Annotated in this window: 20 protein-coding genes; 11 read left to right on the top strand and 9 right to left on the bottom strand. The window is 68.7% G+C overall.

Annotated elements, in window-relative coordinates:
- Positions 1 to 44 precede the first annotated feature (44 nt).
- The 3 genes from ftsH to WS51_RS27825 are packed head-to-tail and all read right to left on the bottom strand — an operon-like array spanning position 45 to position 3,182.
- Positions 45 to 1,952 carry an ATP-dependent zinc metalloprotease FtsH gene (gene ftsH, locus WS51_RS27835; protein ID WP_059504918.1) on the bottom strand — a complete coding sequence of 636 codons (1,908 nt, stop codon included), beginning with the start codon at positions 1,950 to 1,952 and terminating at the stop codon, positions 45 to 47.
- A gap of 33 nt (positions 1,953 to 1,985) precedes the next feature.
- The gene (locus tag WS51_RS27830; RefSeq protein ID WP_059540617.1) at positions 1,986 to 2,495 is read right to left on the bottom strand and encodes a BCAM0308 family protein; all 510 of its coding nucleotides are present in this window, start codon (positions 2,493 to 2,495) and stop codon (positions 1,986 to 1,988) included.
- A gap of 39 nt (positions 2,496 to 2,534) precedes the next feature.
- Complete coding sequence (locus WS51_RS27825) at positions 2,535 to 3,182, bottom strand: BON domain-containing protein (RefSeq protein ID WP_059504923.1); 648 nt, start codon at positions 3,180 to 3,182, stop codon at positions 2,535 to 2,537.
- Positions 3,183 to 3,472: 290 nt separating this feature from the next.
- Here WS51_RS27825 and WS51_RS27820 point away from each other — a divergent pair, with 290 nt between their 5' ends.
- From WS51_RS27820 to WS51_RS27775, 10 genes are all read left to right on the top strand, one after another.
- Positions 3,473 to 3,661 (top strand): DUF2964 family protein, encoded by a 189-nt coding sequence (locus WS51_RS27820; RefSeq protein WP_059505352.1) that lies wholly within the window; start codon positions 3,473 to 3,475, stop codon positions 3,659 to 3,661.
- Positions 3,662 to 3,883: 222 nt separating this feature from the next.
- Positions 3,884 to 5,386: an efflux transporter outer membrane subunit gene (locus tag WS51_RS27815; RefSeq protein ID WP_059504925.1), complete on the top strand. Its 1,503-nt coding sequence runs from the start codon at positions 3,884 to 3,886 to the stop codon at positions 5,384 to 5,386.
- A complete protein-coding gene (locus tag WS51_RS27810; RefSeq protein ID WP_059504927.1) occupies positions 5,383 to 6,456 on the top strand; it encodes an HlyD family secretion protein in 1,074 nt (357 codons plus the stop codon). Before WS51_RS27815 ends, WS51_RS27810 begins: the two co-directional genes overlap by 4 nt.
- A complete protein-coding gene (rbbA, locus tag WS51_RS27805) occupies positions 6,453 to 9,281 on the top strand; it encodes a ribosome-associated ATPase/putative transporter RbbA (RefSeq protein ID WP_069230143.1) in 2,829 nt (942 codons plus the stop codon). Before WS51_RS27810 ends, rbbA begins: the two co-directional genes overlap by 4 nt.
- Positions 9,282 to 9,283: 2 nt before the next feature.
- Positions 9,284 to 10,408, top strand: a complete 1,125-nt coding sequence (locus WS51_RS27800; protein WP_059511389.1) for an ABC transporter permease — start codon at positions 9,284 to 9,286, stop codon at positions 10,406 to 10,408.
- Between the two features lie 156 nt (positions 10,409 to 10,564).
- Positions 10,565 to 10,750 (top strand): DUF2964 family protein, encoded by a 186-nt coding sequence (locus WS51_RS27795; protein WP_034202928.1) that lies wholly within the window; start codon positions 10,565 to 10,567, stop codon positions 10,748 to 10,750.
- Between the two features lie 32 nt (positions 10,751 to 10,782).
- On the top strand, positions 10,783 to 11,919 hold the full coding sequence (locus WS51_RS27790) for an ABC transporter permease (RefSeq protein ID WP_054315773.1): 1,137 nt from the start codon (positions 10,783 to 10,785) through the stop codon (positions 11,917 to 11,919).
- Positions 11,916 to 12,620, top strand: coding sequence for an ABC transporter ATP-binding protein (locus tag WS51_RS27785; RefSeq protein WP_069230142.1), 705 nt, complete (start codon positions 11,916 to 11,918; stop codon positions 12,618 to 12,620). Before WS51_RS27790 ends, WS51_RS27785 begins: the two co-directional genes overlap by 4 nt.
- Entirely contained in the window at positions 12,617 to 13,702 is a 1,086-nt protein-coding gene (locus WS51_RS27780; RefSeq protein ID WP_069230141.1) for an HlyD family secretion protein, read from the top strand. The genes WS51_RS27785 and WS51_RS27780 overlap by 4 nt, the downstream gene beginning before the upstream one ends.
- Positions 13,680 to 15,170 carry an efflux transporter outer membrane subunit gene (locus WS51_RS27775; RefSeq protein WP_069230140.1) on the top strand — a complete coding sequence of 497 codons (1,491 nt, stop codon included), beginning with the start codon at positions 13,680 to 13,682 and terminating at the stop codon, positions 15,168 to 15,170. Before WS51_RS27780 ends, WS51_RS27775 begins: the two co-directional genes overlap by 23 nt.
- Positions 15,171 to 15,229: 59 nt before the next feature.
- Here WS51_RS27775 and WS51_RS27770 read toward each other — a convergent pair whose 3' ends face one another.
- A complete protein-coding gene (locus tag WS51_RS27770) occupies positions 15,230 to 15,679 on the bottom strand; it encodes a hypothetical protein (protein WP_054315777.1) in 450 nt (149 codons plus the stop codon).
- A gap of 230 nt (positions 15,680 to 15,909) precedes the next feature.
- On the opposite strand from WS51_RS27770, the gene WS51_RS27765 reads away from it, so the two are divergent.
- Positions 15,910 to 17,313: an MBL fold metallo-hydrolase RNA specificity domain-containing protein gene (locus WS51_RS27765; protein ID WP_069230139.1), complete on the top strand. Its 1,404-nt coding sequence runs from the start codon at positions 15,910 to 15,912 to the stop codon at positions 17,311 to 17,313.
- 95 nt (positions 17,314 to 17,408) lie between these two features.
- Here the strand turns inward: WS51_RS27765 and WS51_RS27760 are convergent, their stop codons facing one another.
- From WS51_RS27760 to WS51_RS27740, 5 genes are read right to left on the bottom strand one after another with little or no spacing between them, the layout of a single operon-like run.
- Positions 17,409 to 18,449 (bottom strand): zinc-dependent alcohol dehydrogenase family protein, encoded by a 1,041-nt coding sequence (locus WS51_RS27760; protein ID WP_059540633.1) that lies wholly within the window; start codon positions 18,447 to 18,449, stop codon positions 17,409 to 17,411.
- Entirely contained in the window at positions 18,446 to 19,477 is a 1,032-nt protein-coding gene (locus WS51_RS27755; RefSeq protein ID WP_069228032.1) for a bifunctional enoyl-CoA hydratase/phosphate acetyltransferase, read from the bottom strand. Before WS51_RS27755 ends, WS51_RS27760 begins: the two co-directional genes overlap by 4 nt.
- The gene (locus WS51_RS27750) at positions 19,474 to 21,294 is read right to left on the bottom strand and encodes a PHA/PHB synthase family protein (RefSeq protein ID WP_069230138.1); all 1,821 of its coding nucleotides are present in this window, start codon (positions 21,292 to 21,294) and stop codon (positions 19,474 to 19,476) included. Before WS51_RS27750 ends, WS51_RS27755 begins: the two co-directional genes overlap by 4 nt.
- The gene (locus WS51_RS27745; RefSeq protein ID WP_069230137.1) at positions 21,291 to 22,037 is read right to left on the bottom strand and encodes a beta-ketoacyl-ACP reductase; all 747 of its coding nucleotides are present in this window, start codon (positions 22,035 to 22,037) and stop codon (positions 21,291 to 21,293) included. The genes WS51_RS27750 and WS51_RS27745 overlap by 4 nt, the downstream gene beginning before the upstream one ends.
- A complete protein-coding gene (locus WS51_RS27740) occupies positions 22,027 to 22,557 on the bottom strand; it encodes a hypothetical protein (RefSeq protein WP_060128782.1) in 531 nt (176 codons plus the stop codon). The genes WS51_RS27745 and WS51_RS27740 overlap by 11 nt, the downstream gene beginning before the upstream one ends.
- Between the last annotated feature and the right edge of the window lie 85 nt (positions 22,558 to 22,642).

Raw genomic sequence — 22,642 nt, 5'->3', positions numbered from 1 at the left:
ATGGCGGGCGGCAGGCGTCCGGCGCGATCGCGGCGGTCGTTTCTTCAGGCAGAAACGCCCGTGGTCGTTTCCGCGTCGGCTTGCGCCGGCCGGGGCGCCGCGTCGGCATCGTCCGGCGGCGCGATGAGCGCGACCAGCATGTCGTGATCGATCGATTCGTGCTCGAGCAGGCTGCGCGCGATCCGCTCGAGCGCGTCGCGGTGCTCGCCGAGCGTCGCCGTGACCCGCGCATGCGCGTCTTCGAGCAGCGCGCGCACCTCTTCGTCGATCAGTCGCGCCGTGTGCTCGCTGCAACGGCCGTCGCCCGGCGTCCACACGCCCGGCGCACCAACCTGGCGCGCGCCATCGTCCAGCGTCGCGAGGCCGACTTTCTCGCTCATCCCGTATTGCATCACCATGTGACGCGCCAGTGCGGTCGCGCGCTCGAGATCGTTCTGCGCGCCGGTCGACACGTCGCCGAATGCGATTTCCTCGGCCACGCGCCCGCCGAGCAGCACGTCGAGCCGGTCGAGCAATTCGCTCCTGCGCAGCACGTAGCGATCCTCGGTCGGCACCTGCTGCGTGTAGCCGAGCGCCGCGATCCCGCGCGGAATGATCGATACCTTCTTCACCGGATCGCAGTGCGCGCGACTTTGCGCGACGAGCGCATGCCCCGATTCGTGATACGCGATGGTCCGCTTTTCCTGTTCGTTCATCACGCGGCTCTTGCGTTCCATGCCGGTCATCGCGCGATCGATCGCTTCGTCGAAATCGGCCATCCCGATCGCGGGCTTGCCCAGTTCGGCCGCATGCAGCGCGGCCTCGTTGACGACGTTCGCGAGATCGGCGCCCACGAAGCCCGGCGTGCGCTGAGCGAGCTCGGCCAGGTCGACTTCCGGCGCGAGCTTTACCCGTTTCGTATGGACGGCGAGGATCTGCTTGCGTCCGGTCAGGTCCGGCCGGTCGATCGCGATGTGACGGTCGAAGCGCCCGGGGCGCAGCAGCGCGGGATCGAGAATCTCGGGCCGGTTGGTCGCGGCCATGATGATGACGCCCGAATTGGCCTGGAAGCCGTCCATCTCGACGAGCAACTGGTTGAGCGTCTGCTCGCGCTCGTCGTTGCCCGACATCAAGCCGACGCCGCGCGCCTTGCCGAGCGCATCGAGCTCGTCGATGAACACGATGCACGGCGCGCTCTGCTGGGCCTGTTCGAAGAGATCGCGCACGCGCGCCGCGCCGACGCCGACGAACATCTCGACGAACGCCGAACCGCTGATCGTGAAGAACGGCACCGCGGCTTCGCCGGCGACCGCGCGCGCGAGCAGCGTTTTGCCGGTGCCGGGCGCGCCGACGATCAGCACGCCCTTCGGGATCTTGCCGCCGAGCCGCTGGTAGCGTTCGGGGTTGCGCAGGAACGCGACGATCTGCTGCAACTCGGCCTTCGCTTCGTCGATGCCCGCGATATCGTCGAACGTGATGCCGGTTTCCTTCTGCATGTACACGCGGGCGCGGCTTTTGCCCATGCCGCTCAGGTCGCGCATCCCGCCCGGCCGTCGCAGCAAGAAATTCCAGATCACGACGAAGCCGATCAGCGGGAAGATCCAGGCCGCGAGCGTCCCCATCCAGCCCGTATCCGTCGCGCCGCGATAGCGAATCCCGGCATGGGTCAGCGCGGCGACCAGGCCTTCGTCGCTCACCCGGTTCGTCGTGAAGCGCCACGGCGGCCCGGCGTCCTTCACCTCGGCCGCGTCGGACGCGGGCAGCGCGGCGCCGGCCTCCGGCATGCGCAACGTGCCCGAGATCGACGATTGGCCGATCTCGAGATCGTCGACGAGCCGTGCGTCCACCAGGTGGTGAAAATCGCTGTAGGAAATCGACGTCGCCGCCGGCTGACGCGCCAGCAGTTGAACCGCGACCAGCACGGCGAACGCGATCGGAATCAGCAACCCGGAGTAGTCGAATGATTTGTTCATGGGATCGAACCTGCCCGGCGGACGACCACCCGCTCACACGTCGTCGCGTGTCCAGTGCGCACGCAGCACGTCCTCGCCGTCGCGGTAGTTGATCGCGAGATCGCCGTGGTGCGCATGCAGCAGCGCTTCGCCGAGACGGCGGACCATATGCACGCCTGTCGTTCGCACGATGAGCGAATCGGCGGATTTCTCGATGTCCATGATGCGTTCGAGCGCGTGCTCGCTCGTCTCCAGATCGGCCTGGTGCTCGAGCAATTCGATGATCGTCGACCGGTGCGCGCGCAGATACTCGCCGTGCAACACCAGTTCGCCCGCCGGCACGTTTTCCCGCATGCGCTTGCAGGCCGGGCATTCGAGCTGGCGCCGGTCGAGCGCGGTCGCGGACCAGGTCCATCGGCCGGCTTCGCAGACCGCGCCGCAGCCTTCGCAGATGCGGTCGCCGGTCGGTCGCTTCGGATCACGGTAACTGTCCTTCGTGTGCGGCTGCATGCGCTTGTCGCGGCGCAGATAGTTTCGGCCGGGGCCGGTATGCGAACGGTTCATCGCTGCTTCTCCTGGTAGTAGACAGCACAAGCAAGCCGGTCAGGCAACGGTCAGCCGGTCGACGACCTGCCGGACACCCCTCACCGACCCGGCCGCACCGCATGCGGCGCGCCTTTCGGCGAGCGACGCGACCGTGCCCGTCAACGTGACGATGCCGTCGGCCGCGTCGATCGAGATTCCCGCGGATTCACGCTGCGCGCGGCGTGCAAGCGCCTCGGCGATCCGCGCGCCAACGTCCGGCACCGTATGGTCCGTGCGCACCCGGATGCGGTTCGCCACGCCGACGACGCCGATCATCCGGCTCACCATCGCTTCCGCCGCCCGGCTCTGATACGCGTGATCGACTTCGCCATCGAGCGTCACGCAGCCGTGATCGACCTCGACGCTGATCTTGTGATCGCGCAACGCCTCCTGCCATCCGAGCGCGAACGTGATCGCGATCGCCAGTTCCTGGTCCGCGCACGCGTTCTCCGGCGGGGCGACGTTCAGTTCGAGCACCAGTGCGCGCGCATCGGCGACATGCAGTGCCGTTTTCTGCGCCTCGAGCTTCTGGGCCCAGCTGTCGACCGTGCCGCGCAACGTCACGATCCGGTCGCGCACCTCGACGTCGATCCTGCGTGCATCGATCGCCGGATTCCAGAACAACGCCTGCTCGACATCCTGCTTGAGTACTGCATCGGATTTCATGTCGGTCTCCCGTCGGCCCGTGCCGGCCGCAAAGCATGCGAGCGAGCGCGTGCGGCACCGTGTACAGCATCGCGCACGGCCGCGCCGGCGGGTTGACGAGGATCAATCAAAGGCGGGCTGACGGCAGAGGCCGTCGGGCAGGCGATGGCCGATTTTGTCCATTGACGCAGATCAACCGCGCAACGGGGCGCGACGCGATCATGAATCGGCGGACGTCGCGAAAACCGCCGCAACCGGCGCGTTTCGCATTCGTACGACCGTCGACGTCCACCGCTTTCCGGGAGACCGTCATGATCCACAAGCAGTACCGCATCGTGCTCGCGACGCTCTGCGTGTTCATCGCGATTGCGTCGCTGGTCGGCATCGTTCACGGGATGCTGTTCGACGAGGAGGTGTTCAGGTACTCGATCGTGACGCTGATCTCCAGCATCCTCGCGTTCGTCGTGCTGCTCAATCCGGGGCCGGGCGATCGCCCGTGACAGGCACCACGCGGTTGCGTCCGGCACGCGATCACGAAACCGCCGGAGGCACGCCGCGACGCGCGCGTCAAGCGAGGGGCGGCTCGAAACGCATTCCCGCCCGAGTGACACAGATCAAGGGGAAACCCTGCAATCGTCGGATATAAGTGAATCCGAAGCGGCAGCGCCTGGAGGGCGACGCCATCCCGTATTCCCGCATTTCAGTATTCGACGAGGCATCCCATGCGCGCTGCCGCGCCTGCTGTTCGCTTTCATCCAGCCGTCGTGCGGCGCATGCGTGCCATTGCGCTCGCGGCAGGCATGGGGCTGCTGTCGGGCTGCCTGTCGCTTGCGCCACCGGACGAGCGCCCCGCCGCACCGATTCCCGCCTCCTTTCCGGATCCTTCCGCCGACGCGACGCCCGCGACATCCGCGGCGCCCGTGCCCGAGTGGCAGGCCTACTTCGTCGACGCACGCCTGCGCGCGTTGATCGGGCAGGCGCTCGCCGACAACCGCGATCTGCGCGCGGCCGTTGCACGGGTCGAGCAGGCGCGCGCGGTCTACGGCATCCGCAGCGCCGATCAATGGCCGACGATCGGCGCGGGGGCGGCCTATGCACGGTTTCGCACGCCGGGCGGCTTCCTCACGCCGGCGCCCGTCATCGGCCAGCTCTACGAAGTCCAGCTGGCCGAGACGCAATGGGAGCTCGACTTCTGGGGACGCGTGCGCAACCTGAAGGACGCGGCGCTCCAGCGCTATCTCGCGAGCGACGCGGCGAAACGGGCGGTGACGCTGAGCGTCGTCACCGGTGTCGCTAACGCATATCTGACCCTGTGCGAAATCGACGAACGCATCGCGCTGACCCGCGCGACGATCGACACACGCCGCGAATCGCTGCGGATTTTCCGGCTTCGCCACGCGGCCGGCGCGATCTCCCGCCTCGACCTGACGCAATCGGAAATCCTGCTGCAACAGGCGGAATCGCTTGGCGTCCAGTTGCAGCAAGCGCGCGCGACGGCGGCCGATGCGCTGGCGTTGCTCGTCGGTGCGCCGCCGGCGCTGGCCGACACGCCGCTCGCGCTCGACGACGGCGCGGTGCTGCCGTCGCTCGCCCCCGGCCTGCCGTCGTCGCTGCTGACCCGGCGCCCGGACGTGATCGCGGCCGAGCACGAATTGCAGGCGACCCGCGCGAACATCGGCGCGGCGCGGGCGGCATTCTTTCCGCGCATCGCACTGACGAGCGCGATCGGCTCGGGAAGCAGCGCGCTGCATGACCTGCTGTCGTCCGGCGCGGGCGTGTGGTCGGTGATTCCGAACGTCACGCTGCCGCTCGTCGACGGCGGCCGCAACCGGTCGAATCTCGCGCTCTCGCACGCGCAACGCGACGAGGCGCTCGCGCAGTACGAGAAGACGCTGCAGCGCGCGTTCCGCGACGTGTCCGATGCGCTCGCGGCGCGCCACTGGCTCGCCGACCAGGTCGCCATCGAGCGCGCCACGCTGGCGTCGCAGGCCGAGCGCGCACGCCTCGCGAAGCTGCGCTACGACAGCGGGGCGACCCGCTTCCTCGAAGTGCTCGATGCCCAACGGGACCTGATGAACGCCGAACAGCAACTGGTCATGACGCGCCGTGCGCTGCTGTCGAGCCGCGTCGCGCTGTACGGCGCGCTCGGCGGCGGCGAGATCGACACCGGCAAGACCACCGCGGCAACGGCTCCCCTTTCGACAGACTCGGACAACACACCATGAAAACCATCCCGCGCCCTCTTCTGATCGGTGTCGGTGCGGCCGTGCTCGCGATCGGCCTCGCGTACTACGGGTGGACGCGCTGGCGCGACGGCCAGACGGATGCGGGGCTCGTCAGCGGCAACGGCCGCATCGAGGCGACCGAAATCGACGTCGCGACCAAGCTGCCGGGGCGCGTCACCGCCATGCTCGTCGACGAAGGCGACTTCGTGACGGCCGGCCAGCCGCTCGCGCGCATGGACGTCGTCGTCCTGCAGGCGCAGCTCGACGAGGCACAGGCGCGCGAGCAACAGGCGGTGAACACCGCGGCGAGCATCGACGCGCAGGTCGCGCAGCGCCGCAGCGACAAGGCTGCGGCCGCGGCCGTCGTCGTGCAACGGGAAAGCGAGCTGGACGCGGCCACGCGGCGGCTCGCGCGGTCCGAAACGCTGTCGCGCGACGGTGCGTCGTCGCTGCAGGAACTGGACGACGATCGCGCGCGCGCCGGCAGCCTGCGCGCGACCGTGAACGCCGCCCGCGCGCAGGTGGAAGCTGCCCAGGCCGCCGTCGACGCAACGCGCGCCCAGCTCGTCGCGGCCCGCTCGGCCGTGACGGCCGCGCAGGCGACCGTGGCGCGCGTACGGGCCGACATCGCGGACAGCGAACTGACGTCGCCGCGCGACGGGCGTGTGCAGTACCGCATCGCCGAATCGGGTGAAGTCCTGCCGGCGGGCGGCAAGGTGCTCAACGTCGTCGACCTGTCCGACGTCTACATGACGTTCTTCCTGCCCGAGGCAGTCGTGGGCCGTGTGCCGCTCGGCGCCGACGTGCGGATCGTGCTCGATGCGGCGCCGGAATACGTGATTCCCGCACGCGTGTCGTATGTGTCGAGCACCGCGCAGTTCACGCCGAAGACGGTCGAGACGGCCACCGAGCGGCAGAAGCTGATGTTCCGCGTCAAGGCACGCATCGATCGCGATCTGTTGCAGCGCCACCTGAAGCGCGTGAAGACCGGATTGCCGGGTGTCGCGTGGCTGAAGACCGACCCGCACGCGGACTGGCCGGAGCGCCTCGCGATCAGGGTGCCGCAATGAACGCGACGACGCCCGCCGGAACCGATGCCGGTGCGATCGACGATTCGCCGGTGCCGGCCGATCCGCGCATGGTCGCCCGGCTGTCAGGCGTCACGTTGCGCTACGGCGACCAATACGCGCTCGACGACGTGACCCTCGACATCCCGGCCAGCCGCATGATCGGCCTGATCGGGCCGGACGGCGTCGGCAAGTCGAGCCTGCTCGCGCTCGTGTCCGGCGCGCGCGCGATCCAGCAGGGCCGCGTATGGACGCTCGACGGCGACCTGGCGTCGCGTCGCCATCGCGCACGCGTCTGCCGGCGCATCGCCTACATGCCGCAAGGCCTCGGCCGGAACCTGTACGCGACGCTGTCGGTCGAGGAAAACCTGCAGTTCTTCGCGCGGCTGTTCGGCCACGATGCCGCGGAGCGTCGCCGCCGGATCGACGCGCTGACGCGCAGCACCGGCCTGCAGCCGTTCCTCGATCGCCCGGCCGGCAAGCTGTCCGGCGGCATGAAGCAGAAGCTCGGCCTGTGCTGCGCGTTGATCCACGATCCCGACCTGCTGATCCTGGACGAACCGACGACCGGCGTCGATCCGCTGTCGCGCGCGCAGTTCTGGGAACTGATCGGCCGTATTCGCGCCGCGCGTCCGACGATGAGCGTGCTGGTCGCCACCGCGTACATGGACGAGGCTCGCCGCTTCGACCGGCTGATCGCGATGGACGCGGGCCGCGTGCTGGCCACCGGCAGCCCCGGCGAGCTGCTCGAGCGCACGGGTTGCGACACGCTGGAAGCCGCGTTCATCGCGTTGCTGCCGGACGCGCGCCGGCACGGACACCAGCCGGTCGCGATCGAGCCGTTCCAGCCCGACCCGGCGGCCGGCTACGCGATCGAGGCCGACGCGCTGACGATGCGGTTCGGCGATTTCGTCGCGGTCGACCACGTGAGCCTGCAGATCCGCCAAGGCGAAATCTTCGGCTTTCTCGGCTCCAACGGCTGCGGCAAGTCGACGACGATGAAGATGCTCACCGGCCTGCTTCCCGCGTCCGAAGGCACGGCGACGCTGTTCGGCCGGCCGGTCGCCGCGAACGACGTCGACACGCGCCGGCGCGTCGGCTATATGTCGCAAGGGTTTTCGCTCTACGGAGAACTGACCGTGCGGCAGAACCTCGTGCTGCACGCGCGCCTGTTCGGCGTGCCGGAACCGGACGTGCCTGCGCGCGTGACCGAAATGGTCGAGCGGTTCGGGCTGGCCGACGCACTCGATGCGCTGCCCGAGCGCCTGCCGCTGGGGATGCGGCAGAGGCTGTCCCTGGCGGTCGCGATGGTGCACAAGCCCGAGCTGCTGATCCTGGACGAGCCGACCTCGGGCGTGGACCCGGTCGCGCGCGACGACTTCTGGCGGCTGATGATCGAGCTCGCGCGCAACGATCGCGTCACCATCTTCATTTCGACGCACTTCATGAACGAGGCCGCACGGTGCGACCGCATCTCGCTGATGCATGCGGGCCGCGTGCTCGCGAGCGCAGCGCCGGCCGAACTGGTGCGCCTGCGCGGTGCGGCCACGCTCGAGGACGCGTTCATCGGCTACCTGAGCGATGCGCAGCATGCTGATGCTGACGGTGCGGAGGGCGCGGGCGGCGCGGCGGCCGATGCACCGTCCGACGCCGGCTGGCTCGCGGCGCCGCCCGCGGCGGCCGGTGCCGGCCACGCGGACGCGTGGTTCAGCCCGGCGCGCGCCGGCAGCTATCTGTGGCGCGAGGTGCTGGAACTGCGACGCGATCCGTTGCGCGCGACGCTGGCGCTGTTCGGCTCGCTCGTGCTGATGTGCGTGATCAGCATCGGGATCAGTCTCGACGTCGACAACCTGACGTTCGCGGTGCTCGACCGCGATCAGTCGATCCTGAGCCAGGACTATGCGCAGAATCTGGCCGGGTCCCGCTACTTCGTGCCGCGCGCGCCGCTCGCAAACGACCGCGACATCGAGCGCCGCATGCGCAACGGCCAGCTGTCGCTCGCGCTCGAGATCCCGCCCGGTTTCGCGCGCGACGTCGCGCGCGGGCGCCGCGTGGAGATCGGCGCATGGGTCGACGGCGCGATGCCGATGCGCGCGGAGACGATCCGCGGCTATGTGGCCGGCATGCATGAAAACTGGCTGCGCGACCAGGCCAGGCGCCGGCTCGGCGTATCGCTCGTCCCGGCCGTGGACATCGCGATCCGCTATCGCTACAACCCCGACGTCAAGAGCCTGCCGGCGATGATTCCGGCGATCATGCCGATGCTCCTACTGATGCTGCCCGCGATGCTGACGGCGCTCGCCGTCGTGCGGGAACGCGAACTCGGGTCGATCGTCAACCTGTACGTGACGCCCGTCACGCGCGCCGAATTCCTGCTCGGCAAGCAGGCGCCTTACGTCATGCTGGCCATGCTGAACTTCCTGCTGATGGTCGTGCTGGCCGATGTCGTGTTCGGCGTGCGGATCAAGGGCAGTTTCACGACGCTGGCGGCCGCCGTGCTGATATTCAACGTCGTGGCCACCGGCATCGGGCTGTTCGCGTCGACGTTTACCCGCAGCCAGATCGCGGCGATCTTCATGACGATCGTCGGCACGCTGATTCCGGTCGTGCAGTTCTCAGGGCTGCTCACACCGCTGTCGTCGCTCGAGGGCAGCGGCAAGTGGATCGGCACCGTCTACCCGGCCACCTACATGCTCGCGATCAGCCGCGGCGTCTACAACAAGGCGCTCGGGCTGGCCGACCTGTCGTCCCAGTTCTGGCCGATGCTCGCGTCCGTGCCGGTCATCCTGGTCATGACGGGCGTGCTGCTGCGCAAGCAGGAGCGCTGACCATGTCGCGCCTGCTCGTCATTTTCCGGCTCGGGGTCAAGGAATTGTGGAGCCTCGCGCGCGACCCGATCCTGCTCGCACTCATCGTCTATACGTTCAGCGCGTCGATCTACGTCGCCGCCACCGCGCGCCCGGAAACGCTGCACAAGGTGCCGATCGCGATCGTCGACGAGGATGCGTCGCCGCTGTCGGCGCGCATCGCGGCGGCGTTCTTCCCGCCGCAGTTCGCGCCGCCGCCGATCGTCGACGCCCGCGCCGCCGATCGCGGGCTGGACGATGGCGACTACACGTTCTCGCTCGACATTCCGCCGGATTTCCAGCGCGACGTGCTCGCCGGCCGCCACGCGACGGTCCAGCTCAACGTCGATGCGACCCGCATGACGCAGGCGTTCACCGGCGGCGGTTACATCCAGCAGATCGTGTCGGGCGAGATCGACGCATTCGTGCGGCGCCATCGCGGCGCGGCGTTGCCGCCCGTCGATCTCGCGATGCGCATGCGCTTCAACCCGAATCTCGACGAAGTCTGGTTCGGCGCGCTGATGGAACTGATCAACAACGTGACGATGCTGTCGATGATCCTCACCGGAGCCGCGCTGATCCGCGAGCGCGAGCACGGGACGATCGAGCATCTGCTCGTGATGCCGGTGACGGCGGCGGAAATCATGCTCGCGAAGGTCTGGTCGATGGGGCTCGTCGTCGCGGCGGCGGCCGTCGCGTCGCTCACGTTCGTCGTGGGCGGCGCGCTGCACGTACCGATTCCCGGTTCCGTGCCGCTGTTCGTGGCCGGCATGGCGTTGCACCTGTTCGCGACCACGTCGATGGGGATCTTTCTCGCGACGCTCGTGCGCAGCATGCCGCAGTTCGGCATGCTGCTCGTCCTCGTGCTGCTGCCGCTGCAACTTCTGTCGGGCGGGCTGACGCCGCGCGAAAGCATGCCGCCCGTCGTGCAGGACATCATGCTGGCCGCGCCGACCACCCATTTCGTCGAGCTCGCGCAGCGCATCCTGTATCGAGGTGCCGGGCTCGATGCGGTGTGGGCCCAGTTTGCCGCGCTGTTCGCGATCGGATGCGTGCTGTTCCTGCTGTCGCTGACGCGATTCCGCAAGACGATTGGTCAGATGACTTGATCGGCGCGTCGCGACAGCGACGCCGGAATTCGTCCGTTGATACAGATCAATCGTGCCGGGGCGCGGCACGCGATCATGACGCCATGTCTTGCGCAACCAGCGGCGGCTGCGCGGGCGGCAACGCCGTCCGCGACGCCCGCTTCCCGGGAGAACGTCATGATGGGTCTGCCATATCGAAGCGCGCTTGCAACGTTCTGCGTGTTCATCGCGCTCGCCTCGCTGCTGGGCGTCGTGCACGCGATGCTGATCGACGAGCGGGTCGTCCCGTACGCGATCATCGCACTGGTGTCGGGCATCGTCGCGTTCGTCGCGCAACTGGATCCGGCATCGTCCGGACGATAGCGGCACGGGCCGGACGCGCTGGATTCGCCATCATGAACGGCATTCTCCGTCTCGCGTTCAAGCTGCTCGTCAACGACAGCGCGAAATTCACCGCGCTGACCGTCGGCATCACGTTCTCGGTGCTGCTGATGATCGAGATGACATCGCTGTTCGCCGGCATCCTGAACAAGTCGTCGGCGTCGGTCATCAATATCGGCGCGAAGGTCTGGGTGATGGACCCGGCCGTGAAGACGATCGCGAACAGCATCGGCATGCCCGACTACGTGCTCGACGCCGTGCGCAGCATCGACGGCGTCAAGTATGCGGTGCCGCTCTATTCGGGCGGCGCGCTCGTCAAGCTGCGTTCCGGTACCTACCAGGCCGTGACGGTCGTCGGCCTCGACGACGCCAGCCTGCTCGGCCGCCCGACGATGCTGCAAGGCCGCATCGAGGACATCTACGCGGAAAACGGCTTCATCGCGATTCAGGATCCCGAATTTACGAAGCTCGAGAATCCGTCCGTGGGCACCGATTTCGAGTTGAACGATCATCGCGGCGTGATCGTCGGCATCGCGAAGGTCGCCGCGAGCGGACTGTTCGGCACGCCGACGCTTTACACCACCTATGCGCGCGCGATCCGCTACATTCCGTCGCCGCGCTTCACGACCTCGTACATCCTCGTCGAGCCGAAGTCGGATGCCGACGTCGCCCACATCAAGGCCGTCGTGCAATCGCTCGGCTATCGCGCGTACACGCGCGACGAATTCATCGCGCAGATCGCGCGCTTCTACAAGTACGAGACGGGGCTCGGCACCAACATCATGCTGATGACGATCATCAGCTTCATCATCGGCCTGTCGATTTCGGGTCAGACGTTCTATGCATTCATCCTCGAGAACCTGGACAAGTTCGGCGCGCTGAAGGCGATCGGCGCGAAGAGCCGCGAGCTGGTCGCGATGATCCTGTTCCAGGCGACGTTCACCGCGCTGACCGGGTACGGCATCGGCGTCGGGCTGTGCGTGCTGATGATCAGTCTCGCGAAACTGCGGATTCCGGACTATGCGGCGCTCGTCACGTACGGCAACCTGTCGCTCGCGTTCGGGATGGTCGTCGTGATCGCGACGATCTCGAGCTATCTCGGCGTGCGGCGCGTGCTGCGCATCGAGCCGTTCGACATCTTCCGGGGATGACGATGGCCGGCATCGCGATCGACGCGCGCGGCGTCAGCAAATGGTTCGGCGACGGCGACGCGCGCACGCAGGCGCTGCGCGACGTGTCGATGCAGGCGAACTTCGGCGAGATGCTGCTGATCGTCGGGCCGTCCGGCAGCGGCAAGACGACGCTGCTCAGCGTGATCTCCGGCATCCTGCGGCCGGACGACGGTTCGGTGTCGATCGACGGCGTCGATCTGTGGGCGCAGCCGAACGACGCGATCGCCGATTTCCGGCTGAACCGGATCGGCTTCGTGTTCCAGGACTACCACCTGTTCCCGCGGCTCACGACCGCGGAGAACGTCGCGATTCCGCTGATCCTGAAGCGCCGGCCGTGGGACGACGCGATCAAGGAAGTGCGCGCGTACCTGGACGTCGTCGGGCTCGCGAACCGCGCGCAATTGCCGCCCGTGAAGCTGTCCGGCGGCGAACAGCAGCGCGTCGCGATCGCGCGCGCGATCGTCAGCCAGCCCGACCTGCTGATCCTTGACGAACCGACCGCGTCGCTCGACGGCGACACGGGTCGCATGATCATCGACTTCGTCAAGCACGAGGTGCTCAACGACAAGCGCTGCATCGTGATCGTCACGCATGACGCGCGGATCTTCGAGTACGCGGATCGCATCCTGCGGATGGAAGACGGCAAGCTGAACGGCATCGAGCGCGGAGGTGCGCGATGAAACACCGGCTCGTGTTCGTGGCGGCAGTGCTGGGCTTCCTGGCAAGCGTCGCCGCCGCATGGCTATACAGCCGCCAGGAGCCGCCGCAACCGCCGGTATTCAAGCCGGCGGCCAATCCGTATGCGCGCGGCGTCTATGCGAACGGCATCGTCGAGAGCGAGCAGCCGGCCGGTGCGAACGTGAACGTCTATCCGGACGTCTCGGGCGCGGTGACGCGCATCCTCGTGCACGACGGCGATCCGGTGAAGGCCGGCGACGCGCTGCTGACGATCGACGACTCGGTGCAGCGCGCGACCGCCGCCCAGCTGGCCGCACAGGCCGACGCGGCCGCCGCGCTGCTCGACGAGTTGAAGGCCCAGCCGCGCCGCGAGGTGCTCGACGTGGCCAGTGCGCAGACCACGGCCGCGCAGGCGAGCCTGAAGCTCGCGCAGGATCAGTACGACAAGCAGCGGCACGCGTACGACATCGATCCGAAAGCCGTCAGCCGCGATGCACTCGACACGGCCGCGAACACGGTTCGCGTCGCTGCGGCCAACCTGGACGTCGTGACGCGGCAGTATCGTCTGACCAAGGCCGGCGCGTGGCGCTACGACGTGCGCAACCAGGAAGCGCAGGCCATCGCGCTGCGGCTCGCGGCCGACGCGGCGGCCGCCCTGCTCGCGCGCTACACGTTGCGTGCGCCGGCGGACGGCACCGTCCTCGCGATGAACGCGGCCGTGGGAGCCTACCTGACCTCGCAGGGGCTCTACGACACATATACGCGGGGCAGCACGCCAGCCGTGGTGCTCGGCACGCCGGCCGACCGCCTGCAGGTGCGCTGCTACATCGACGAAATCCTGATCCACCAGCTACCCGACCTGCATGCGTTGAAGGCGCACATGTTCGTGCGCGGCACGTCGGTCGAGGCCGATCTCCAGTTCGTGCGCGTGCAGCCGTACGTCACGCCGAAGATCGAGCTGTCCGACCAGCGCACCGAGCGCGTCGACGTGCGCGTGCTGCCGGTCATTTTCCGTATCGTGCCGAACAGGAATGTGCGGCTGTTTCCCGGGCAGATCGTCGATGTCTACGTCGCAGGCAAATAACGGGGCCCGTTGCGCGCTCGCGCTGCGCCGGGTAACCGGCGCACTGGCCGTCGCCGTGCTGCTCGCCGGATGCACGGTCGGGCCGAACTTTGTGCCGCCGCCCGCGCCGCGCGTCGCGCGCTTCGTGCCGCCGGACGATCCGGGCACGGCGTCGGGCTCCTGGCGCGGCGGTGGCCGGACGCAGGCATTGTCGGCGGACGTGGCGCTCACGCGCGACTGGTGGACGCGCTTCGGCAGCCGCGCGATCGACTCGACCGTCGCCGAGGCGCTGACCGGCAGCCCGACGCTCGATCTCGCCGAAGCGACGCTGCGGCGCAGCGAGCACGCGCTGCGGGCCGGCCAGGGGATCTTCTTTCCGCAGGTGGATGCGCAGGCCGGCGCGTCGCGCCAGCGCGCCACGCCGCTGCGCACCGGCCAGGCGTTGCCGGCGTCGATCTTCAACCTGTTCACGCTGTCGGCGACGGTCAGCTACACGCTCGACCTGTGGGGCGGCGAACGGCGCCAGGTCGAAGCGCTCGCGGCCGACGTCGACGCGCAACGGCAGGCGCTGGCGGGCGCCTACCTGATGCTGACCGCGAACGTCGTCAATACGATGGTCGCGCGCGCGGCCTATCGCGACGAAGCCGCGGCGACGCGCGAAATGATCGGCCTGCTCGACGAGCAGATTCGTCTGACGCGTGCGCAGGTGACCGCCGGCGCGGCGGCCTACGTCGCGGTTCTGACGCTGGAATCGCAGCGGGCGTCGCTCGAGGCGGCGCTGCCCGCGCTCGACCAGAAACGCGCGCAGGCCGACGATCTGCTCGCGCTGCTGGCCGGCCGCTACCCGGTCGACTGGCGGACGCCGGACCTGTCGCTCGACGGGATCGAACTGCCGGCGAGCCTGCCCGACACGGCGCCGTCGTCGCTGGTGCGCCGCCGCCCCGACATCCTGCAGGCTGAGGCCCAGCTGCACGTGGCCAGCGCGCAGGTCGGCGTCGCGACGGCCGCGCTCTATCCGAACCTCACGCTGTCCGCATCGGGCGGCTTCGACAGCGCCGTCGCCGGCAAGCTGTTCGCGCCGGCCGGCCGCGCATGGAGTGTCGGCGCCGGGCTCGCCGCGCCGATCTTTCATGGCGGCACGCTGCTGAACCAGCGCCGCGCCGCGCAGGATGCGTACGACGAAGCCGATGCGGCCTATCGGCAGGTTGTCCTGTCAGCGTTCTCGCAGGTGGCCGACACGTTGCGCGCGCTTGCCAACGACGCGGCGGCGCTCGATGCGCAGGCGCGCGCGATGGTCGCGGCGCGTGACGCGCTGCGGCTCACGCAGGCCGGCTACGACGCGGGGATCGCCGGCTACGTCCAGTTGCTGGTCGCCGACATGCAATACCATCAGGCCCGCATTGCATGGCTGCAGACGGTCGCGCAGCGCCTGCAGGACACGGTTGCGTTCTACGTCGCGCTCGGCGGCGGCTGGGGAAACGCGGGCTGACGCACGGGTCGCACGGGTCGCACGGGCATTCAACCCCGTTCCGCCCGGCTTTGTCCCATTCAGCCCGTCTGCGGCACGATATCGGGCCGCTGCCACGGCGGCAATTCCGCCCAGCCGAGCGGCCCGTAGACGGTGCCGCCGGCGGCCTCGATCCGTTCGACGAACGTCGCGAGCGTGGCGCCGGCCGGCACCGTCAGCGTCAGCGCATCGACGAAATCCTCGCTGCGCAGCCACGGCGCGGCGCCGTGGTTGATCTGCTGGACGCTCCACGCATGCCCGTGCCGCCCGGCCTCGGGCGGCAACAGACTCGGCGCGTCGAACGCGACCCGGAGCAATTGCGCGCGCGAATCGCTGTACGGCGGTTTCGCGGCATTCTGATACGGCACGTCTGCCCAGCGCTCGCCGCATTGCTCGTCGAGCGGCAAGCAGGTGAACCACGCCCACGGCGAGCGGACGAAGCACAGCCGGTAAAGGTGCCCGGCACCATCCAGATTGGCGATCAACGTCATGATGGGTTCATCCCGATGGACTCGTGATGCCGATACGCATCGCGCATGCAGGATCACTATCCTGCCGCGTCTGGGGCCGGAGATTGATCCTCGTCAACCCGCACGCCGTCCGGGCATCTTGCCCGGCCGGCGGCACGGGGATTCCGCAATTCCTGATTTCGGTCAATCGCCGCTCGCGCGTTCGGGATGTAATCGACTTACTGTTCCGTCGACTCCCGGTGAGACAATCCATGAAACTGACTTTTCTCGGTGCGACCGAAACGGTGACCGGCTCGAAATACCTGGTCGAGCACGGCAGCCGGCGCGTCCTGGTCGATTGCGGCCTGTTCCAGGGAACGAAGAACCTGCGGCTGCGCAACTGGCGCGCGCTGCCGCTCGCGCCCGACACGCTGGACGCGGTCGTGCTCACCCACGCGCACATCGATCACAGCGGCTACCTGCCGGTGCTGGTGCGCGAAGGCTATCGCGGGCCGGTGTACTGCACGGCGGCCACGGCCGAACTCTGCGACATCATGCTGCGCGACAGCGCGCGGCTACAGGAGGAGGAAGCCGACTTCGCGAACCGGCACGGCTACTCGAAGCATCATCCGGCGCAACCGCTCTACACGCTGGACGACGCGCAGCGCGCGCTGCGCCTGCTGAAGCCCGTCGCGTTCGACGAATGCACGGCGTTGGGCGGAGGCCTGTCGTTCCGCCTGCTGCCGGCCGGGCACATCCTCGGCGCGGCGAGCGTGGTGATGCACTGGGATCACAAGGTGCTCGCGTTCTCGGGCGACCTCGGCCGGTATCACGACCCGATCATGCAGCCGCCGCGCCCGCCCGCGCATGCGGACTATCTGGTCGTGGAATCGACATACGGCGACCGGCTGCATCCGGCGTCGGATCCCGAGAACGAACTGGCCGCGATGTTCGACAAGACCTTCGCGCGCGGCGGAGTCGTCGTGATGCCCTGCTTCACCGTCGGCCGCGCGCAGGAAATCCTGCACTACATCGCGCGGCTGAAGGCGTCCGACCGCATGGCGCGCGTCCCGGTGTTCCTCGACAGCCCGATGGCGACCGACGTGACCGAGATCTACCGCCACCATATCCTCGAGCACCGCCTGACCGTGTCCGAAGCGAACGCGCTCGGCCACGCGGCAACGATGATCCGGTCGGTCGACCAGTCGAAGGCGATTGCCGAACACCACGGCCCGATGGTCATCATCGCCGGCAGCGGCATGGCGACCGGCGGGCGCGTGCTGCATCACCTGACCCGCTACGCGCCCGACGCGCGCAACACGATCGCGCTGGTCGGCTACCAGGCCGCCGGCACGCGCGGCGCGGCACTGGCCGCGCATGAACCGACGCTGAAGATTCACGGCGAATACGTTCGCGTGCGCGCGCAGGTCGAGTCGATCACGACGCTGTCGGCACATGGCGACTACGAAGAGATTCTGAAGTGGCTCGGCACGATGCAGTGCGCGCCCGTGCGAACGTTCGTCACGCATGGCGAGCCCGCCGCAGCGGATGCGATGCGCCGGCGCATCTCGGAGAGCCTGCACTGGCAGTGCGAGGTGCCGACCTACGAGCAGTGCGTCGATCTGGACGAAGTTGAATCCGGCAACACGCAGGAACCCGCCGCGCTGCCTTCCTGACCGCGACTGCCGGCGAATCGCCGGCGAAACGCCTGCTGCGCGGCTCGGGAAGCGGGGACTCCGCTCCCCAGCTACTGCCGCGCGCGGCCCGTCGATCAGCCGACTTCGATGATGACCTTCAACGCATGGGTTTGCGCGGCGCGCCCGAACGTGTCGTACGCGCGCTCCACGTCGTCGAGCGAGAACCGGTGCGTGATCAGGCGCGTCGGATCGAGGCGCCCCGCGCCCACGGTCTTGAGCAGCATCGGCGTGCTGACCGTGTCGACGAGCCGCGTCGTGATCGAGATGTTGCGATCCCACAGCTTCTCGAGGTGCAGGTCGGCCTTGACGCCGTGTACGCCGACGTTCGCGACCACCCCGCCGGGCGCCACGAGCGACGTGCACATCTCGAACGTCGCCGGAATGCCGACCGCTTCGATCGCGCAATCCACGCCGACGCCGTCGGTCAGCTTCATCACGTCCGCCACGGGGTCGCCGCTGCTGCCGTCGAAGCAGTCGGTCGCGCCGAAGCGCTTCGCGACCTCGAGCCGGTTGCCGTCCGGGTCGATCATGATGATCCGCGCGGGCGAATAGAACTGCGCGGTCAGCAACGCCGCCAGCCCGATCGGCCCCGCTCCGACGATCGCGACCGAGCAGCCCGGCTGCACCTTGCCGTTCAGCACGCCGCATTCGAATCCGGTTGGCAGAATGTCGGACAGCATCACGAGCGCGTCCTCGTCCGCGCCGGCCGGAATCCGGTACAGGCTGGTCGGTGCATGCGGGATGCGCACGAACTCGGCCTGCGTGCCATCGATCCGGTTGCCGAGTATCCAGCCGCCGGTCGTGCAATGCGAATACAGTCCGCGGCGGCAGTACTCGCAGCGGCCGCACGACGAGATGCACGAAATCAGCACGTGATCGCCCGGCTTCAGCGAATCGACCGCGGCGCCGACCTGCTCGACGATGCCCACGCCTTCATGGCCGAGAATGCGGCCCGGTTCGCACGTCGGCACGTCGCCCTTGAGGATGTGCAGATCGGTGCCGCAGATCGTCGTGCGCGTCACGCGGACGATCGCGTCGGTCGGCGACTGCAGTTCCGGTTTGGGTCGCCGTTCGAGCGCCTTGCGCCCGGGGCCGTGATAAACGAGTGCTTTCATCGCGATTCCTCCATCGAAAGGGGAGCCTGTTCAGGTATCGGGGCGGCGTCATGCCGGACCTGTGCCAGCAATACCGCGAGCGCACAGGAGGCGACGCGCACGGCGACGCCGTCGGCGCGGCTCGTGAGCACGATCGGCACGCGCGCGCCCACGACGACGCCCGCGTTCGCCGCACCGCCCAGGTATTCGAGCTGTTTCGCGAGCATGTTGCCCGCTTCGATATCGGGCACGACGAGGATGTCGGCACGGCCGGCAACCGGCGAGTCGATCCCCTTCTCGCGCGCGGCCCGCTGCGATATCGCGTTGTCGAACGCGAGCGGGCCGTCGACGATGGCCCCCGCGATCTGCCCGCGCTCGGCCATCTTCGCCAGGGCCGCCGCGTCGAGCGTCGAACGCATCGCCGGATTGACGGTCTCCACCGCGCACAGCACGGCCACGCGCGGGCACGCAACGCCCAGCGCATGCGCGACGTCGATCGCGTTCTGCGTGATGGCCGCCTTCTGTGCGAGATCCGGGGCGATATTGACGGCCGCGTCGGTGAGCAGGAACGGGCGCGGATAGGCGGGCGCCTCGATCAGGAAACAGTGGGACATGCGCTTGTCGGTACGCAGGCCCGATTCCGCGGCAACCACCGCGCCCATCAGCTCGTCGGTATGCAGGCTGCCCTTCATCAGCGCGCCGGCGTGGCCCGACGCCGCGAGCGCCACTGCACGGGCTGCCGCCGCGTGGCTGTGCGGCACGTCCTCGATCGTCCATTTCGCCAGATCGACGCCCGCTTCGTCCGCCACGCGCGACACCTTCGCCCGCGGCGCGACGATCAGCGGCTCGATCGCCGCGCCCAGCGGCGACGCATTGATCGCGGCAAGCGCGACGAGACTGGCCGTGTCACACGGATGCACGACGGCCACCGTCAGCGGCGGCGCATGGCGCGCACGCGCGATCAACTCGGGCAGTTCGTCGTCCGCGCGCGACAACAGGCCGGGCAGGCGCGCGCCGACGGACACCTCCGGATGCAGGCTCATGTTCATGTCTCGAGCACGTACGCGCCCGGCGCCGCGCCGAAGCCGGCGGCCGGCACGCGGGCCGGCACGTCGCCCGACGAATGCGCGCGCAGCCAGTCGCGCCAGCACGTCCACCACGATCCGTCGATCACGGGCGTTTCGCGCACGAAGTCGTGCCGGCTGCGATAAGGCGCGCCGGGCTCGCGCGTCGCGCAGCGATAGTGGCGCCCCGGATGCCCGGGCTCGGACACGATGCCGGCATTGTGGCCGCCCGATGTCAGCACGAACGTCAGCGCATGGTGCGTGAGCAGATGCAGCTTGTAGACGGAGCGCCAGGGCGACACGTGATCGCGTTCGGTCCCGACCACGAACGTCGGCACGTCGATGTCCGACAGCGCGACCGGCCGCCCGTCGACGCAGTAGCGGCCGGCCGCGAGATCGTTGTCGAGAAAGAGCTGCGTCAGGTATTCCGTATGCATCCGGTACGGCATGCGCGTGGTGTCCTCGTTCCACGACATCAGGTCGTTCGGCTTGGTGCGCGTGCCGAGCAGGTATTCGCTCATCATGCGCGACCAGATCAGGTCGCGCGCATTCAGCAGTTGGAACGCGGCGGACATCTGCGCGCCGTCCAGATAGCCCTGCCGCCACATCAGCGCATCGAGCGCGGACAGTTCGCTCGCGTCGATGAAGAGGCCGAGTTCGCCGGGTTCGCTGAAATCGGTCTGGGCCGCCAGCAACGTGACGGACCGCAATGCCTCGTGCTGCCGCCCGTCGCGCGCGAGCGCCGCCGCGCCAATCGCCAGCAGCGTGCCGCCGAGGCAGTAGCCGACCGCGTGGACGGCTTCGCCGCAGATCGACCGCGCGGCGTCGAGCGCCGCCATGCACCCGTCGCGCAGGTAATCGTCGAGCCCGAGCTCGCGCGCCTCCGCGCCCGGATTGCGCCACGACACGGCAAACACCGTGTAGCCGGCATCGACCAGGAAGCGGATCAGCGAATCGTGCGGCTGCAGGTCGAGAATGTAGTACTTCATGATCCACGACGGCACGATCAGGATCGGCTCGCGTGCGACGGCGGGCGTCGTCGGGTCGTATTGCAGCAGCTCGCACAGCGCGTTGCGCCATACGACGCGGCCCGGCGTGATCGCCACGTCGCGCCCCGGCAGATAGCCGCGTGTGTCGCGGGCGCGCGTGCCGCTCGTGCGATCGAGCAACGCGTTCGCGTCGTCCAGCCAGTGGCGCAAGCCGGCTGCGAGATTCGCGCCGCCGCTGCGCATCGTCGCGTCGAGCACGACCGGGTTGGTCGCCAGGAAATTGCCCGGCGAGCACGCGTCGAGCCACTGCCGTGCAACGAATCCGACCAGTTCCTCGTGATGCCGTTCGACGCCCGGCACGCCGCGAGTCGCGTCGCGCCACCAGCGCTGGACCGACAGGAAGCCGTCGCGATACGCGCGAAACGGCCAGCCGGACCACGCGGGCGCGGCGAAGCGCGGATCGGACTGCCCGGCGTGCACGGTCAGACCGCTCGTGTCGGCATCGTCGGCCCCGCCGTCGCCCGGGCTTGCGGCCGGCGCGAGAGCGGCCAGCCACGCCTGCGTCGCGAGCTCGAAGCATTTTCCCGGCGACACGGCCAGATGCGCGCCCCAGTCGAGCATGGCGAGCGCCATCGACACGGGCGACAGCCCGAAGGTCATCGCGGCCACGTCCGCATGCGCGGCGCGGTTCCATTGTTCGGCGGGCGACGTGCGGACCGGCGCGCATTCTGCCGAGCGCGACGCCGGTTCGTTCTTACCCGTTGGCCGCATCGATTCGTGCTCGATCGGCAAGCGCGTGACGGATGCTTTCATCGCATGTGCATGCCGCCGTTGACGTCGAATTCCGCGCCGGTCGCGAAAGCCCCCGCGTCGGAACACAGGAACGCGACGAGCTCGGCGATTTCGCCAGGATTGCCAAGGCGGCCGACCGGAATCTGCGGCAGGATCTTCGTGTCGAGCACTTCCTTCGGCACCGTCTCGAGCATCGCGGTCGCCAGATAGCCGGGCGCCACCGTGTTGACCGTGACGCCGTGGCGCGCGAGTTCGAGCGCCAGCGCTTTCGTGAAACCATGGATGCCGGCCTTCGCGGCCGCGTAGTTCGCCTGCCCGTATGCGCCGCGCGAACCGTTCACCGAGCCGATGTTCACGATCCGCCCGAAGCCGGCTTCGATCATCCCCGGCACGAACGGCTTCGTCATGTTGAACATGCCGTCGAGGTTGGTGCGCAGCACCGCATCCCACATGCTCTTGGTCATCTTCACGAAGGTGGCGTCGTGCGTGATCCCGGCGTTGTTGACGAGCACGTCGACACGCGCGAACTCGGCCAGCACGCGCGACGCGCATTGCCGGCACGAATCGTAGTCGGCGACGTCGACCTCGAACGCGTGGAACGTCCGGCCCGCCTCGCGTTCGTGCGTGAGCCACGTCGCGACGTGATCGTTGCCTTCCGTATGGGACACCGCCACCGTCATGCCGGCATCGTGCAGGCGCCGGCTGATCGCGGCGCCCAGGCCGCCCATTCCGCCCGTGACGAACGCGACGCGGTCAGCGCACATGGTCGTTCTCCGGTGCGCCGGTCGCGCCATTCGGGCGGCGCACGGCAACCGACGCCCCGTCGTTCGCGCCCTCGATCCCGCGCTCGAGCGCCGTCATCCAGTCCGCCCACGGCATGCTGGCTTCGTTGACCACGGCCAGTCGTTCCAGATCGGGCAACCAGTCGGTCTGATATCGCGACAGCGCGCCCGCGCCGTATTCGCGCGCCCACGTGCGCCATGCGCCGGCGCTTTCGAATTGCGCGCGCATGCACAGCTCGGTGGCGTCCTGCCAGAGCGCAACGCTCGCGATCGCGTAGTCGCGCATCACCTGCCGGGCCGCCTCGCCGAAGGCCGTCCACTCCTTCGTGTCCGCAAGCGCCTGCTGCAGGTGGCGAACCGCGTCGCGATCGCGCTCGATGCGCCGCCCTGCCAGCGCGTGCCATTCATGCTGCCAGTCGCGGTTCAGCGCGACCATGCGCAACGCGAGATCGCAGCCCGCGCGGCAAACGTCATTCGGTGTCGTCAAAGCGTACGTACTCATCGGCTTTCCTCTTTCGATCCGGTCAATGGGTTGGCATCCCGCCTCGCGCCGCCTGCCCGGGATCGGCATCGCGACCGCTTCACTG

This window comes from Burkholderia territorii, from assembly GCF_001718335.1.
In the GTDB taxonomy this organism is placed as follows: Bacteria; Pseudomonadota; Gammaproteobacteria; order Burkholderiales; family Burkholderiaceae; genus Burkholderia; species Burkholderia territorii.
Note: the sequence above shows the minus strand (reverse complement) of the source record. Positions and strands in the feature narration are given on the sequence as shown.

What these genes read in the sequence shown, in the direction of transcription:
- ftsH (WP_059504918.1), bottom strand. Translation starts at nt 1,952, where the DNA reads ATGAACAAATCATTCGACTACTCCGGGTTGCTGATTCCGATCGCGTTC.
- WS51_RS27830 (WP_059540617.1), bottom strand. Translation starts at nt 2,495, where the DNA reads ATGAACCGTTCGCATACCGGCCCCGGCCGAAACTATCTGCGCCGCGAC.
- WS51_RS27825 (WP_059504923.1), bottom strand. Translation starts at nt 3,182, where the DNA reads ATGAAATCCGATGCAGTACTCAAGCAGGATGTCGAGCAGGCGTTGTTC.
- WS51_RS27820 (WP_059505352.1), top strand. Translation starts at nt 3,473, where the DNA reads ATGATCCACAAGCAGTACCGCATCGTGCTCGCGACGCTCTGCGTGTTC.
- WS51_RS27815 (WP_059504925.1), top strand. Translation starts at nt 3,884, where the DNA reads ATGCGCGCTGCCGCGCCTGCTGTTCGCTTTCATCCAGCCGTCGTGCGG.
- WS51_RS27810 (WP_059504927.1), top strand. Translation starts at nt 5,383, where the DNA reads ATGAAAACCATCCCGCGCCCTCTTCTGATCGGTGTCGGTGCGGCCGTG.
- rbbA (WP_069230143.1), top strand. Translation starts at nt 6,453, where the DNA reads ATGAACGCGACGACGCCCGCCGGAACCGATGCCGGTGCGATCGACGAT.
- WS51_RS27800 (WP_059511389.1), top strand. Translation starts at nt 9,284, where the DNA reads ATGTCGCGCCTGCTCGTCATTTTCCGGCTCGGGGTCAAGGAATTGTGG.
- WS51_RS27795 (WP_034202928.1), top strand. Translation starts at nt 10,565, where the DNA reads ATGATGGGTCTGCCATATCGAAGCGCGCTTGCAACGTTCTGCGTGTTC.
- WS51_RS27790 (WP_054315773.1), top strand. Translation starts at nt 10,783, where the DNA reads ATGAACGGCATTCTCCGTCTCGCGTTCAAGCTGCTCGTCAACGACAGC.
- WS51_RS27785 (WP_069230142.1), top strand. Translation starts at nt 11,916, where the DNA reads ATGACGATGGCCGGCATCGCGATCGACGCGCGCGGCGTCAGCAAATGG.
- WS51_RS27780 (WP_069230141.1), top strand. Translation starts at nt 12,617, where the DNA reads ATGAAACACCGGCTCGTGTTCGTGGCGGCAGTGCTGGGCTTCCTGGCA.
- WS51_RS27775 (WP_069230140.1), top strand. Translation starts at nt 13,680, where the DNA reads ATGTCTACGTCGCAGGCAAATAACGGGGCCCGTTGCGCGCTCGCGCTG.
- WS51_RS27770 (WP_054315777.1), bottom strand. Translation starts at nt 15,679, where the DNA reads ATGACGTTGATCGCCAATCTGGATGGTGCCGGGCACCTTTACCGGCTG.
- WS51_RS27765 (WP_069230139.1), top strand. Translation starts at nt 15,910, where the DNA reads ATGAAACTGACTTTTCTCGGTGCGACCGAAACGGTGACCGGCTCGAAA.
- WS51_RS27760 (WP_059540633.1), bottom strand. Translation starts at nt 18,449, where the DNA reads ATGAAAGCACTCGTTTATCACGGCCCCGGGCGCAAGGCGCTCGAACGG.
- WS51_RS27755 (WP_069228032.1), bottom strand. Translation starts at nt 19,477, where the DNA reads ATGAACATGAGCCTGCATCCGGAGGTGTCCGTCGGCGCGCGCCTGCCC.
- WS51_RS27750 (WP_069230138.1), bottom strand. Translation starts at nt 21,294, where the DNA reads ATGAAAGCATCCGTCACGCGCTTGCCGATCGAGCACGAATCGATGCGG.
- WS51_RS27745 (WP_069230137.1), bottom strand. Translation starts at nt 22,037, where the DNA reads ATGTGCGCTGACCGCGTCGCGTTCGTCACGGGCGGAATGGGCGGCCTG.
- WS51_RS27740 (WP_060128782.1), bottom strand. Translation starts at nt 22,557, where the DNA reads ATGAGTACGTACGCTTTGACGACACCGAATGACGTTTGCCGCGCGGGC.